We start from the raw sequence: 13943 nt of genomic DNA, 5'->3' as shown, positions 1-13943 counted from the left end.
AGGAATACTATGAGTCTGAATTTCCTTGATTTCGAACAGCCGATTGCAGAGCTGGAAGCGAAAATCGATTCTCTGACCGCCGTTGGCCGTCAGGATGAAAAACTGGATATTAACATCGACGAAGAAGTGCATCGTCTGCGTGAAAAAAGCGTAGAACTGACGCGCAAAATCTTTGCCGATCTCGGCGCATGGCAGGTTGCCCAGATGGCGCGCCATCCACAGCGTCCGTACACCCTGGATTATGTCCGCCTGGCGTTCGATGAATTCGACGAGCTGGCAGGCGATCGCGCTTATGCCGACGATAAAGCTATCGTTGGCGGTATCGCACGCCTCGACGGTCGTCCGGTGATGATTATTGGCCACCAGAAAGGGCGCGAAACCAAAGAAAAAATTCGCCGCAATTTCGGGATGCCAGCGCCAGAGGGTTATCGTAAAGCACTGCGTCTGATGGAGATGGCCGAGCGTTTCAACATGCCGATCATCACCTTTATCGACACCCCGGGTGCATACCCTGGCGTCGGTGCAGAAGAGCGCGGTCAGTCTGAAGCGATTGCCCGCAACCTGCGCGAAATGTCACGCCTGAGCGTGCCGGTCATCTGCACCGTTATCGGTGAAGGTGGTTCCGGTGGTGCGCTGGCGATTGGCGTGGGCGATAAAGTGAATATGCTGCAGTACAGCACCTATTCCGTTATCTCCCCGGAAGGCTGTGCATCCATTCTGTGGAAAAGCGCCGACAAAGCGCCGCTGGCTGCCGAAGCGATGGGCATTATCGCCCCGCGTCTGAAAGAGCTGAAGCTGATCGATACCGTTATCCCGGAACCACTGGGTGGCGCGCACCGTAAGCCGGAAGTGATGGCCGCCTCTCTGAAGGCTCAGCTGCTGGCTGACCTCGCAGATCTCGACGTGCTGAGCAAAGAAGATCTGCTTAACCGTCGTTACCAGCGTCTGATGAGCTACGGTTACGCATAAGTCAGGTCATACTCCGAAAAGCCGCACATCGTTGCGGCTTTTTTTATGTCTGCGGTTTACCTCAACTATGCTTAGTGAATGTTTTTTAAGGAGGTATACCGTGAACATCATTGCCATTATGGGACCGCACGGCGTCTTTTATAAAGACGAACCCATCAAGGAGCTGGAGCAGGCGTTAAGGTCACGCGGGTTTCAACTTATCTGGCCGCAGAACAGCGCCGATCTACTGAAGTTCATCGAACACAACCCGCGTATTTGCGGCGTCATCTTCGACTGGGACGAATACGACCTCGAGCTGTGCAGCGATATCAATCAACTCAATGAATATCTGCCGCTGTACGCCTTTATCAATACCCACTCCACGATGGACGTCAGCGCCCATGATATGCGCATGGCGCTGTGGTTCTTCGAATATTCGCTGGGGGTGGCTGAGGATATTGCTACCCGCATACAGCAATATACCGGCGAGTACCTGGATACCATCACCCCGCCGTTTACCCGCGCGCTTTTCACCTATGTGAAAGAGGGGAAGTATACCTTCTGCACCCCAGGGCATATGGCGGGAACGGCGTATCAGAAAAGCCCGGTGGGCTGTCTGTTCTATGACTTCTTTGGCGGGAACACGCTGAAGGCGGATGTGTCGATCTCGGTGACGGAACTGGGATCGCTGCTGGATCATACCGGCCCGCATCTCGAAGCCGAAGAGTATATCGCCCGCACCTTTGGTGCTGAGCAGAGTTATATGGTGACCAACGGCACCTCAACTTCGAACAAGATTGTCGGCATGTACGCCGCACCGGACGGCAGTACGCTACTGATTGACCGCAACTGCCACAAGTCGCTGGCGCATCTGTTGATGATGAGTGACGTAGTGCCGATCTGGCTGTCGCCCACCCGTAATGCGCTGGGCATTCTCGGCGGGATCCCGCGTCGGGAGTTTTCCCATGCTGCGATTGAGAGCAAAGTGGCTGCCGTGCCGGGGGCAAGCTGGCCGGTTCACGCGGTGATCACCAACTCCACCTATGACGGTTTGCTCTACAACACCAACTGGGTAAAACAGACCCTGGATGTGCCCTCAATCCACTTTGACTCTGCGTGGGTGCCCTACACCAATTTCCACCCGATCTATGCCGGTAAAAGCGGGATGAGCGGCGATCGGGTGCCGGGAAAAGTGTTCTTTGAAACCCAGTCCACGCACAAGATGCTGGCCGCGTTCTCCCAGGCCTCGCTTATTCATATCAAAGGTGAATACGATGAAGAGACCTTCAACGAAGCCTTTATGATGCACACCACCACCTCGCCGAGCTATCCGCTGGTGGCCTCGATTGAAACCGCCGCGGCGATGCTGCGCGGGAATCCCGGTAAACGTCTGATCAACCGCTCCGTTGAGCGCGCCCTGCATTTTCGCAAGGAGGTCCAGCGCCTTAAAGATGAAGCCGACGGCTGGTTCTTCGATATCTGGCAGCCGGACGATATCGACGAAGCCGAATGCTGGCCGGTTGCGCCGGGGGAGAGCTGGCACGGCTTCCGCGATGCTGATGCGGATCATATGTTCCTCGACCCGGTCAAAGTCACCATTCTCACGCCGGGCATGGACGAGCAGGGGGTCATGAGCGAGGAGGGGATCCCGGCGGCGCTGGTGGCGAAGTTCCTTGATGAGCGCGGCGTAGTGGTTGAAAAGACCGGGCCGTATAACCTGCTGTTTTTGTTCAGCATCGGTATCGACAAAACCCGGGCGATGGGACTGCTGCGCGGGCTGATGGAGTTTAAGCGCGCCTACGATCTGAACCTGCGGGTCAAAAACATGCTGCCGGATCTCTACGCCGAGGATCCTGACTTTTACCGCAACATGCGCATTCAGGATCTGGCTCAGGGGATCCATAAATTGATCCGCCAGCACGATCTGCCGCGGCTGATGCTGCAGGCGTTTGACGTTCTGCCGGAAATGAAGCTCACCCCGCACCACGCCTGGCAGCAGCAGGTGAAAGGAGAGGTGGAAACGGTCGATCTTGAGGATCTTGTCGGGCGGATCTCGGCCAACATGATCCTGCCTTATCCGCCAGGTGTGCCGCTGTTGATGCCAGGAGAGATGATCACCGAGCAGAGCAGGGCGGTGCTCGATTTTCTGCTTATGCTCTGCTCGATTGGCCGTCACTATCCGGGGTTCGAAACCGATATCCATGGTGCCAAACGGGATGAAAACGGCATCTACCGGGTACGGGTCTTAAAAGCGCAGTGACCCCTTGCACGGCATGGGTGTTCGGATATAACGTTCAGGCACATTAAAAAGGAGAGACTATGCTGGGCTTAAAGCAGGTTCACCATATTGCAATTATTGCCACCGACTACGCCGCGAGTAAGGCGTTTTACTGCGATACGCTGGGATTTACCCTGCAGAGTGAGTTTTACCGCCCAGAGCGCGACTCCTGGAAGGGCGACCTGGCGCTGAACGGCCAGTACGTCATTGAGCTGTTTTCGTTCCCCTTCCCGCCGGCGCGCCCGTCCCGGCCGGAAGCCTGCGGTTTGCGTCACCTCGCCTTTAGCGTGGACGACATCGACCAGGCCGTGCAGCATCTTGAAGCCCATAGCGTAAAGTGTGAAGCCATTCGTATCGATCCCTTCACCGGAAAACGCTTCACCTTCTTCAACGATCCGGACGGCCTGCCGCTGGAGTTGTACCAGCAGTAACGCTTGCCTCCCTGGGAATTGCCCGGTAACGTGCCGGGCATCTTCCTGCACAGATGACGACCATGATCACAGCCGATCTTCAGCAAGCCCTTCACCCGTACCGCCGACTGCTGGTGGGATTTAGCGGTGGCCTGGATTCCACGGTTTTGCTGCATCAGTTGATGCGCTGGCGTGAACAGGCGCCCGGTCTCGAACTGCGGGCTATCCATGTTCATCATGGTCTGAGCCCGCACGCTGACAGCTGGATCGCGCATTGCGAACGCCTCTGTCACGAATGGGCTATCCCGCTGATCGTGGCGCGAGTGACGCTGGCGGAAGAGGGGTTGGGGCTGGAAGCGCAGGCGCGTAAGGCGCGTTATACTGCCTTTCGCGAGGCTCTTTTGCCCGGTGAAGCGCTGGTTACGGCGCAACATTTGGACGATCAGTGTGAAACCTTTCTGCTGGCGCTCAAGCGCGGCAGCGGCCCGGCGGGACTGTCGGCCATGCCCGTGCGGGGGCGTTTTGCTGATACCGAACAGATCCGTCCCCTGCTCGGCGAGACGCGTGAATCCCTCCTGCGCTGGGGGCAAAAGCATGGGTTGCGCTGGATAGAGGATGAAAGTAACCAGGACGACAGCTATGACCGCAATTTCCTGCGTCTGCGCGTCGTCCCCCTGCTGGCACAACGCTGGCCGCATTTTTCCCAGGCCACCTCCCGCAGCGCCACGCTGTGCGCGGAGCAGGAGCAGCTGCTTGATGAGCTGTTGGCAGATGAGCTATCGACCCTGGTTTCCGACGACGGGGCGCTGGCTATCGCGCCGCTGGAGGCGATGAGTGCGGTGCGTCGAGCAGCGCTGCTGCGAAGATGGCTGGCGGCGCACGGAGCCTTAATGCCGTCCCGCGCCATGCTCACCCGGCTCTGGAACGAAGTGGCGCTGGCCCGGGAGGATGCGACACCGCGGCTGCGTTCCGGCGAGGGAGAGATCAGGCGCTTTAAGGGGCAACTGTGGTGGGTAAAAAGCCACGCCTCGCTGGCCGATCGGATTATCGACTGGCCCTCCTTAGAAAAGCCCCTGCTACTGCCGGAAGAATTGGGCACGCTTCATCTTAGTGCTGGCGGCAATCTTCGTCTGCCCCGGGGCGATGAGCCGGTGACGGTACGTTTCCAGGCCAGCGGAGTGCTGCACATTGTCGGGCGAAACGGTGGACGTAAGATCAAAAAAATCTGGCAGGAGCTTAACATTGCCCCCTGGCGTCGGGATACCACTCCGCTGCTGTTTTACGGCGAAACGCTGGTCGCGGCTGCTGGGGTATTTGTAACGCTGGAAGGCGCGGCGGATACGGAAACGGGCGTACAGCTGGAGTGGAAAGCGTAACGGACAGCGGGCTGCCCGTTACAGCGGATTAGGACTCGCTCACCACGACGGTGCCGATTTCGGGATGACTGAAGCTGGCAATTTTATCGAGACGGAGTTCACGCGTTGCGCCGCCATCCTCGACCACCAGGTACTCCACATTTTTACGGGATACCAGATCGTTCGCCTTAGCCTTCAGGACTTCGCCATCTTTTAACGCCAGCGTCAGAACCAGATGATGCTGGCAGGCGAGTTCGAGGTTGTCATAGTCATCGCAATTGATGGGTTGATAAGTTTCATTCATTGACATAATCGCTCACCAGTAAATTCGCAGCAGCATATGCTGCTTTTTCTCTGACCGATTCTGAAAGCGTGTCATCCGACGCCATTTCATTCAGAACTTTCAATACACAGCCCAACGCATCGGGGATATACCCCAGATCGCCGCTGGCAATTTCCGCATACCGTTTGCGAATTAACTCACAATAATTATTCACATCCCCTCCTGCCAGCGCACTGACTTTACTGTGAGATACAATTAAGCCTACGAGCATAAACCCGGTTTAGCAAGGTGACTATACCATACTCATTTAAGCAATATCAGCAGGTTGATGTCGCAGAGATTCGCGAGCCTGTAACAGCCTTTTGGCGGAGATTTCGCTACAATGCGCACCTGATTCGAAAGGAGTTCTCTCATGGCGCTTAAAGCGACAATTTACAAAGCCGCGGTCAATGTGGCGGATTTAGACCGCAATCAGTTTCTGGATGCGACCCTGACGCTGGCGCGTCATCCATCAGAAACGCAGGAGCGCATGATGCTGCGCCTGCTGGCATGGATTAAGTACGCCAACGAGCGGCTGCAGTTTACCCGCGGATTAAGTGCCGAAGACGAGCCGGAAGCCTGGCTGCTCAACGATCATCTGGGCATCGATCTGTGGATCGAACTCGGCCTGCCGGATGAGCGCCGCATTAAGAAAGCCTGCACCCAGTCTGCCGAAGTGGCGCTCTTCACTTACAACAGCCGCGCCGCAGAGATCTGGTGGCAGCAGAACAAGAATAAATGCTCACAATTCAATAACCTCTCGGTCTGGTATCTGAATGATGAGCAGCTTGCGGCGCTGAGTGCCTTTGCCGGGCGGACCATGATCCTGCAGGCGACGATTCAGGATGGCGCCATCTGGTTATCGGATGCTGAGAATAATCTGGAAATCCATCCTGAAGCCTGGCAGTCCCGCTCATGATTGTTCTGTCCCGAACTGTCACTCTTCCTGATAATGAAGTGGAGATCACTGCGATCCGCGCACAGGGCGCGGGCGGCCAGCATGTGAATAAAACCTCAACGGCCATTCATCTGCGCTTTGACATTCGGGCATCCAGCCTGCCAGAGTACTATAAAGAACGCCTGCTGGCCGCCAGCCATCATCTGATCACCAGCGAAGGGGTGATTATCATCAAGGCCCAGGAGTACCGCAGCCAGGAGATGAACCGGGAGGCGGCGCTGGCCCGGCTGATGGCGCTGATTCAGGAGTTAACCGTAGTACAAAAAAGCCGTCGGGCCACCCGCCCGACCCGCGCCTCGAAAGAGCGCCGTCTGGCTTCGAAATCACAGAAATCGTCCGTTAAGTCGCTGCGTGGCAAAGTTCGCCGCTCGCAGGATTAACGGGCGGATATGATAAGGAATTGAGAGTGAAAACAGCGATATTCTCAGTGGTGGCAGCAAGCACGCTGTTCATCCTGATGGGGTGCCATAACCGTGCAGAAACGCAGGCGCTGGAACCAGCCCAGGCCGAGGCGTTAAAACCGATGCAGCAGAGCTGGCGTGGCGTCTTGCCCTGCGCCGATTGCGAAGGTATCGAAACCTCGCTGTTTCTGGAAAAAGATGGCTCTTGGGTGATGAACCAACACTACCAGGGCGGCAAAGCACCTTCCTCGTTTGCCAGCTATGGTACCTGGGCCCGTACCGCCGATAAGCTGGTACTGACGGATACGGCGGGCGAAAAGCGCTATTTCCGCGCCAAAGGCGAAGGGCTGGAGATGCTCGATACACAGGGCAACCCTATAGCGTCGCAGTTTAACTACACGCTTGCGCCGGTCACCGCCGCGCTGCCCGCGACGCCAATGGCGATGCGCGGCATGTATTTCTATATGGCTGATGCAGCGATCTTCACCGACTGTGCCACCGGCAAAAAGGTGAGCGTGGCGAATAACGCCCAGCTGGAGCGGGATTATGCGGCGGCGCGCGGGAATGATACTAAACCGGTACTGCTGACGGTTGACGGCCACTTTACGCTGGAAGCCAACCCGGATAGTGGGGAGAGAGTGAAAAAGCTGGTGCCGGACCGGAAGGCCAGGTTTGAAGCGGGTAAGAATTGCGACAGCAAATAGCTGAAATAAAAAACCCCGCCGGAGCGGGGTTTTTTGTGGCTTAGCCCTTGATGGCTTTCACCAGGTAATCAAGCACGTCACCGGTTTTAATCATCTGCTTCTCACCGTTACGACGATATTTATATTCGATCTCGTCGTTGTCGAGGTTGCGATCGCCAATGACCACGGTGTGTGGAATACCGATCAGTTCCATATCGGCAAACATCACGCCCGGACGCTCTTTACGATCGTCCATCAGCACTTCGATACCCTGCGCACGCAGCTCGCTGTAGAGCTTCTCGGCCAGCTCCTGCACGCGGTAGGACTTGTGCATATTCATCGGTAGGATCGCCACCTGGAACGGCGCAATGTTGTCCGGCCAGACGATACCGCGCTCGTCGTGGTTCTGCTCAATCGCCGCAGCCACCACACGTGTTACCCCGATACCGTAGCAACCCATGGTCAGGATCTGGTTACGGCCATCTTCGCCCTGCACTGATGCGTTCAGCGCCTGGGAGTACTTGGTGCCCAGCTGGAAGATGTGACCCACTTCGATACCGCGTTTGATCTGCAGCACGCCCTGGCCATCCGGACTCGGATCGCCTGCGACTACGTTACGGATATCTGCCACTTCTGGCATTGCAACATCGCGATCCCAGTTGATGCCAAAGAAGTGCTTACCATCCACGTTAGCGCCGGCAGCGAAATCGCTCATCGCCGCAACGGTACGGTCAATCACCACCGGGATCGGCATATTGACCGGGCCGAGCGAACCTGGACCTGCATTCACCACCGCACGGATTTCCGCTTCGGTCGCGAAGGTCAGCGGGCTGGCAACCTGCGGCAGTTTTTCTGCTTTCACTTCGTTCAGCTCGTGATCGCCACGAACCAGCAGGGCAACCAGCGGATAGCTGCTGCCTTCAACCGCTTTCACCAGCAGGGTTTTCACGGTTTTTTCAACCGGCAGATTGAACTGCTCAACCAGCTCGGCGATGGTTTTGGCATTCGGCGTATCAACCTGGGTCATCGCTTCAGTGGCTGCCGCGCGTGGCGCTGTTGGTGCCAGCGCTTCAGCAAACTCAATGTTCGCAGCGTAATCAGAGGTATCAGAGAAGATCACATCGTCTTCGCCGCTCTGCGCCAGTACCTGGAATTCATGAGATGCGCTACCGCCGATGGAACCGGTATCGGCCTGCACAGCACGGAAATCCAGACCCATACGGGTGAAGATTTTGCTGTACGCGTTGTACATCTTGTCATAGGTCTCTTGCAGAGATTCCTGTGAGGTATGGAAGGAGTACGCATCCTTCATAAGGAACTCACGGGAGCGCATCACGCCAAAACGTGGACGCACTTCGTCACGGAATTTGGTCTGGATCTGATAGAAGTTCAGCGGCAGCTGCTTGTAAGAGCTAAGCTCGTTACGGATCAGGTCGGTGATCACTTCTTCATGCGTCGGGCCCAGAACAAACGGACGTTCGCCGCGGTCAACAAAGCGCAGCAGCTCGGGACCGTACTGCTCCCAACGGCCGCTCTCCGCCCACAGGTCAGCGGGCTGAACAACAGGCATGGACACCTCAATGGCACCGGCGTTATCCATCTCTTCACGCACGATGTTCTCGACTTTTCTCAGGACGCGCAGGCCGGTCGGCAACCAGGTATACAACCCGGAGGCCAGCTTACGGATCATCCCGGCGCGCAGCATCAGCTGGTGGCTGATAACTTCGGCGTCGGCAGGTGTCTCCTTCAGTGTGGAGAGCAGGTATTGGCTAGTACGCATGTTGTTACGGTTCCATTTCGACGATTGGAACAGGCTGACCGGCAGCCTGACACAAAAAAAGTGGTTTAGTTTACCAGTGTGGCAATGATGCCAAAAGAGAAGAGAATAAAATTACTGCGGCTCGAGGGCAAACACTTCGAAGCCTGCCGCCGTGACGCGCCAGCGAACATTAAAATCCAGCAGCAGAACGGCGTAGGTTTTCCCGGTCTCTTCTTCTTTGCGATAGGCGGGGCGAGGGTCCTGTGCCAGCACTTCGACGATAAAATCCCGCAGACTAGGGTAGCGCTTTTCCAGCTGGATTAACCGGGGGGTCAACTCGTCGGTAAAGTAAACGGGCATATCCGCCTGCGGGGCCTGCTGGGCATAGCTGGCACGCGCATCCGGTAAAGCTTCGGCAAAGGGCAGGTAGGGTTTGATATCCACCACCGGCGTGCCGTCGACCAGATCCAGACTGCCCAGCTCGAGGATCACCTGATCCTTCTGACAGCGGATGCCTTTCAGCTCAACGAGGGACATACCTACAGGATTCGGACGGAAGGTCGAGCGCGTGGCAAATACCCCCATCCTGGCGTTACCGCCGAGACGAGGCGGGCGCACGGTCGGTCGCCAGCCGCCTGCCATGGTCTGATGAAAGATGAACAGCACCCACAGGTGGCTAAAGGCTTCCAGTCCGCGCACGGCATCGGCCTGATTATACGGCGCGATCAAATGAAGTTCGCCGCCACCGCTTTTTACCAGCCCGGGCTGGCGGGGGACAGCAAACTTCTCTTTATAGGGCGAGCGGATAACGCCTATCTGCTCGAACTGGAATGCACTCATTTTGCCGAGACGTTAAGGGCAGAACCCACGCAAACGGCCTGGCGGTAGCAGCCTGGCGTGCCGCTGGTCACTTCACAGCTGTGCAGCAGAACCGCATTGGCTTTCATTTTAGAGGCATTGACCTGCATGCGTTTACGCGCAGTTGGGATATTCGGAGGAGAGTCCTGATTGCTGGCCTGGCAAGATTCGCCGGAGACTTCACCCAGATCGCGGAACGGTTTACCCACTAAGGCTTCAGCACTGGTATAGATTCTGACCGGGGCAGGGCGGGGCGCTTTTGGCTTTTCAGGCTCCACTTTAGGCGGGGTTGCTGTGCTTTTAACAGGTTCAACAGGAGATCTGCTTAGCATAGAACAGCCGCTCAGCATCAGTGCTAAAAGACAGATCGGTAAAGCACGCATAATATTTCCTCTATGAATAATCAAATCGTCAGATATTGAATCAGTTGCCTGCATAAATGACAAGACGGGCTTTCGCCCGTCATGAATGATATTACACAAAGGTCAGATTACCAGCCTTTAACTGCGCCGCCGTTAAAGACTTTGTTGGCTTCCTGGTAAACTTCGTCAGACTGGTAAGCCTGTACGAATTTCTTCACGTTTTCCGCGTCTTTGTTGTCTTCGCGGGTAACGATCAGGTTAACGTACGGGGACTCTTTGTCTTCAACGAAGATGCCGTCTTTGGCTGGGGTCAGGTTGATCTGGCTGGCGTAAGTGGTGTTGATAACTGCCAGGGCAATCTGCGCATCATCCAGAGAGCGTGGCAGCTGTGGGGCTTCCAGCTCAACAATTTTCAGGTTTTTTGGGTTCTCAGTCACGTCCAGAACGGTTGGCAGCAGGCCAACACCGTCTTTCAGTTTAATCAGGCCCACTTTCTGCAGCAGCAGCAGAGAACGGCCAAGGTTAGTTGGGTCGTTCGGGACTGCAACCTGAGAACCGTCCTGCAGCTCCTCTAACGATTTAATTTTCTTGGAGTAGCCCGCGATGGGGTAAACGAAGGTGTGCCCGGCCGCAACCAGCTTGTAGCCACGATCTTTGATCTGCTGATCCAGATACGGTTTGTGCTGGAAGGCGTTAGCGTCGATATCGCCTTTGCTCAGCGCTTCGTTCGGCAGAACGTAATCGTTAAAGGTCACCAGCTCAACGTCGAGGCCATACTTCTCTTTCGCCACTTTGGCTGCCGTCTCTGCAACCTGCTGTTCCGCACCGACGATAACGCCCACTTTGATGTGGTTTGGATCTTTTTCATCCTGGCCGCAGCCTACCAGTGCCAGAGAGCCGATCAGCGCGCCTACCGCAGCAAAGGTCTTCAATTTAAACGCCATGTTCTTATCCTTAACTCGTCGAGTTTGTATTGTGTAACGTTATTTGTGCGTAACAGCCCGGACGATGCGATCGCCAGAGAGTTGAATGAGATAAACCAGCACAACCAGCAGGACCAGTACGGTATTCATCACGGTAGCATTGTAGCCAATGTAGCCATACTGATAACCGATCTGACCCAGACCGCCTGCACCTACAGCACCGCCCATCGCTGAGTAACCCACCAGGGTAATCAGCGTGATGGTTGCCGCATTGACCAGACCCGGCAGGGCTTCTGGCAGTAAGATTTTGCGAACGATCTGCATCGGCGTTGCACCCATGGCGCGTGACGCTTCAATCAGACCCGACGGGATCTCTAACAGCGCGTTCTCGACCATACGGGCGATAAACGGGGCAGCGCCCACGGTCAGGGGAACAATCGCCGCCTGCAGGCCGATGGAGGTCCCCACAATAACGCGGGTAAAGGGAATCATCCACACCAGCAGAATAATGAAGGGAATCGAACGGAAGATGTTCACCAGCGCAGAGAGCGTGCGATACAGTTTTGCGTTCTCAATAATTTGCCCTGGGCGGGTGACATACAGCAGGACGCCCACCGGCAGACCAATCACAAAACCGAAAAAACCGGATACGAAGGTCATCGCCAGCGTTTCCCATACGCCGCGTACCAGCAACCACATCATTGGCTCAGACATAACCCAGTACCTCTACTTTTACATGATGCTCTTGCAGCCAGGCGATAGCGGCCTGCGTATCCTGCTGCGTGCCGTGCATTTCGGTCAGCATGATGCCGAACTTCACGCCACCGGCGTAATCCATCTGCGCACTAATAATGTTGTTGTTCACGTTGAAACGACGGGCGGTTTCAGACAGCAGCGGGGCATCCACTGATTTGCCGGTAAACTCCATTCGCAGCATCGGAACGCTGTCGGCTTCCGGCTGCGTTTTCAGACGCGCCAGATAATCTTCCGGAATATCCAGATGCAGCGTGGCCTGGATAAACTGTTGCGCCAGCGGGGTTTTAGGATGCGAGAACACTTCGCTGACGGAGTCTTGTTCAATCATTTCACCGTTGCTGATCACCGCGACGCAGTCGCAGATGCGTTTAACCACGTCCATCTCGTGCGTAATAAGGAGGATGGTCAGCCCCAGGCGACGGTTAATGTCTTTCAGCAGTTCCAGAATTGAGCGGGTGGTTGCCGGATCCAGGGCGCTGGTGGCTTCGTCACAGAGCAACACTTTTGGATTGCTTGCCAGCGCACGCGCAATGGCCACGCGCTGTTTTTGGCCGCCGGATAAGTTTGCCGGGTAGATATCATGCTTATCGCTCAGGCCGACCAGATCCAGCAACTCGGTGACGCGACGTTTGATTTCGTCTTTTGGCGTATTGTCCAGCTCCAGCGGCAGGGCGACGTTGCCAAACACGGTGCGCGAAGAGAGCAGGTTAAAGTGCTGGAAGATCATGCCAATCTGGCGGCGCGCTTTGGTTAAATCCGTTTCGGAAAGGGTTGTCAGCTCCTGGCCATCAACCTGTACCTGACCTTGAGTCGGGCGTTCGAGCAGGTTAACGCAACGGATGAGCGTACTTTTACCTGCACCGGAGGCGCCAATGACGCCATAAATTTGTCCAGCCGGAACATGCAGGCTAACGTTGTTCAACGCCTGTATGGTTCGGTTCCCTTGCTGGAACACTTTGGTGATATTCGAAAGTTTAATCATTAGATTATTTTTATCGTATGTAAGTTAGCCGTGGCATTTTCTGCTGCCTTGTACGGGCGATGACCGTCAACAAAACGGATGTTAAGGCATCCAGACGTCTAAATCAATCCAACTCTGCGCGATGAGCACTTTATTGCGTGGTGATTCGTGAGATACTAGCCGGACATCCCTTTTCAGGAGCAAACCGGTGGCAAAATCAGTACCCGCAATTTTTCTCGATCGTGATGGCACGATTAATGTCGATCATGGCTACGTGCATGAGATAGACGAATTTGAATTCATCGATGGCGTTATTGATGCCATGCGTGAATTAAAAGAGATGGGTTTTGCGCTGGTGGTAGTAACCAACCAGTCAGGCATCGCGCGCGGTAAATTCACCGAAGCACAGTTTGAGACATTAACCGAATGGATGGACTGGTCACTGGCCGATCGTGGCGTTGACCTGGACGGCATCTATTATTGTCCTCATCACCCGCAGGGAACCGTAGAAGAGTATCGTCAGACCTGTGATTGCCGTAAACCGCATCCGGGCATGCTCATCTCGGCACAAGAGTTCCTTCATATAGATATGAGTGCTTCATATATGGTGGGCGACAAACTGGAAGATATGCAGGCAGCTGCCGCGGCAGGTATAGGCCATAAAATTCTGGTGCGTACTGGTAAACCCGTCACGCCAGAAGCAGAAAATGCAGCGGATTGGGTGATTAATAGCCTGGCGGCGCTGCCGGAAACCATCAAAAAGCAGCAAAAATAGACGTTGTGGCGAAAAGGTGAGCGGTTGAAATAAAATTGTCGTTTTCCGCTTGTCACTGCCAGAGAACTCCCTATAATGCGCCTCCATCGACACGGCAGATGTGAATCACTTCACACAAACAGCCGGGTCGGTTGAAGAGAAAAGCGAAAATAAACGCTTGACTCTGAAAGAGGAAGGCGTAATATACGCCACCT

General features: G+C 55.5%; 16 protein-coding genes. 8 read left to right on the top strand and 8 right to left on the bottom strand.

Features of this window, described 5'->3' with window-relative positions; all coding sequences use genetic code 11:
• Positions 1–9 precede the first annotated feature (9 nt).
• From accA to tilS, 4 genes are all read left to right on the top strand, one after another.
• Positions 10–969 (top strand): acetyl-CoA carboxylase carboxyl transferase subunit alpha, encoded by a 960-nt coding sequence (gene accA, locus M8318_RS00870; RefSeq protein WP_106994311.1) that lies wholly within the window; start codon positions 10–12, stop codon positions 967–969.
• 100 nt (positions 970–1069) lie between these two features.
• On the top strand, positions 1070–3208 hold the full coding sequence (locus M8318_RS00865) for a lysine decarboxylase LdcC (protein ID WP_262660663.1): 2139 nt from the start codon (positions 1070–1072) through the stop codon (positions 3206–3208).
• A gap of 59 nt (positions 3209–3267) precedes the next feature.
• Positions 3268–3657: a VOC family protein gene (locus tag M8318_RS00860; protein ID WP_262660661.1), complete on the top strand. Its 390-nt coding sequence runs from the start codon at positions 3268–3270 to the stop codon at positions 3655–3657.
• A gap of 62 nt (positions 3658–3719) precedes the next feature.
• Entirely contained in the window at positions 3720–5012 is a 1293-nt protein-coding gene (tilS, locus tag M8318_RS00855) for a tRNA lysidine(34) synthetase TilS (protein WP_262660660.1), read from the top strand.
• A 28-nt stretch (positions 5013–5040) separates the two neighbouring features.
• On the opposite strand, the gene rof is transcribed toward tilS, so the two are convergent.
• Together rof and M8318_RS00845 are read right to left on the bottom strand one after the other, a co-directional pair.
• On the bottom strand, positions 5041–5301 hold the full coding sequence (gene rof, locus M8318_RS00850) for a Rho-binding antiterminator (RefSeq protein ID WP_059308693.1): 261 nt from the start codon (positions 5299–5301) through the stop codon (positions 5041–5043).
• Positions 5288–5488: a YaeP family protein gene (locus M8318_RS00845; RefSeq protein WP_142488310.1), complete on the bottom strand. Its 201-nt coding sequence runs from the start codon at positions 5486–5488 to the stop codon at positions 5288–5290. Before M8318_RS00845 ends, rof begins: the two co-directional genes overlap by 14 nt.
• Before the next feature lie 198 nt (positions 5489–5686).
• Here M8318_RS00845 and M8318_RS00840 point away from each other — a divergent pair, with 198 nt between their 5' ends.
• From M8318_RS00840 to nlpE, 3 genes are read left to right on the top strand one after another with little or no spacing between them, the layout of a single operon-like run.
• Positions 5687–6232, top strand: a complete 546-nt coding sequence (locus M8318_RS00840; RefSeq protein ID WP_142488311.1) for a YaeQ family protein — start codon at positions 5687–5689, stop codon at positions 6230–6232.
• Positions 6229–6651 carry an alternative ribosome rescue aminoacyl-tRNA hydrolase ArfB gene (arfB, locus tag M8318_RS00835; protein ID WP_262660657.1) on the top strand — a complete coding sequence of 141 codons (423 nt, stop codon included), beginning with the start codon at positions 6229–6231 and terminating at the stop codon, positions 6649–6651. The genes M8318_RS00840 and arfB overlap by 4 nt, the downstream gene beginning before the upstream one ends.
• A 26-nt stretch (positions 6652–6677) precedes the next feature.
• Positions 6678–7376 (top strand): envelope stress response activation lipoprotein NlpE, encoded by a 699-nt coding sequence (nlpE, locus tag M8318_RS00830; protein WP_262660656.1) that lies wholly within the window; start codon positions 6678–6680, stop codon positions 7374–7376.
• Positions 7377–7416: 40 nt separating this feature from the next.
• On the opposite strand, the gene proS is transcribed toward nlpE, so the two are convergent.
• The 6 genes from proS to metN form a co-directional block, all read right to left on the bottom strand.
• Positions 7417–9135: a proline--tRNA ligase gene (gene proS / locus M8318_RS00825; RefSeq protein ID WP_262660655.1), complete on the bottom strand. Its 1719-nt coding sequence runs from the start codon at positions 9133–9135 to the stop codon at positions 7417–7419.
• A 111-nt stretch (positions 9136–9246) separates the two neighbouring features.
• Entirely contained in the window at positions 9247–9954 is a 708-nt protein-coding gene (gene tsaA, locus M8318_RS00820; RefSeq protein WP_262660654.1) for a tRNA (N6-threonylcarbamoyladenosine(37)-N6)-methyltransferase TrmO, read from the bottom strand.
• Entirely contained in the window at positions 9951–10355 is a 405-nt protein-coding gene (gene rcsF, locus M8318_RS00815; RefSeq protein ID WP_106994319.1) for an Rcs stress response system protein RcsF, read from the bottom strand. Before rcsF ends, tsaA begins: the two co-directional genes overlap by 4 nt.
• Before the next feature lie 107 nt (positions 10356–10462).
• Positions 10463–11278, bottom strand: coding sequence for a methionine ABC transporter substrate-binding lipoprotein MetQ (gene metQ, locus M8318_RS00810; RefSeq protein ID WP_106994320.1), 816 nt, complete (start codon positions 11276–11278; stop codon positions 10463–10465).
• A 39-nt stretch (positions 11279–11317) separates the two neighbouring features.
• Positions 11318–11971 (bottom strand): methionine ABC transporter permease MetI, encoded by a 654-nt coding sequence (locus M8318_RS00805; RefSeq protein WP_106994321.1) that lies wholly within the window; start codon positions 11969–11971, stop codon positions 11318–11320.
• A complete protein-coding gene (metN, locus tag M8318_RS00800; protein ID WP_262660653.1) occupies positions 11964–12995 on the bottom strand; it encodes a methionine ABC transporter ATP-binding protein MetN in 1032 nt (343 codons plus the stop codon). Before metN ends, M8318_RS00805 begins: the two co-directional genes overlap by 8 nt.
• A gap of 187 nt (positions 12996–13182) precedes the next feature.
• Here metN and gmhB point away from each other — a divergent pair, with 187 nt between their 5' ends.
• On the top strand, positions 13183–13749 hold the full coding sequence (gene gmhB / locus M8318_RS00795) for a D-glycero-beta-D-manno-heptose 1,7-bisphosphate 7-phosphatase (RefSeq protein WP_166181641.1): 567 nt from the start codon (positions 13183–13185) through the stop codon (positions 13747–13749).
• The last annotated feature ends 194 nt before the right edge of the window (positions 13750–13943 follow it).

This window comes from Leclercia tamurae, from assembly GCF_025566055.1.
Lineage (GTDB): Bacteria > Pseudomonadota > Gammaproteobacteria > Enterobacterales > Enterobacteriaceae > Enterobacter > Enterobacter tamurae.
The sequence above is the reverse complement of the archived record's forward strand: the minus strand, read 5'-3'. Positions and strand labels throughout refer to the sequence as shown.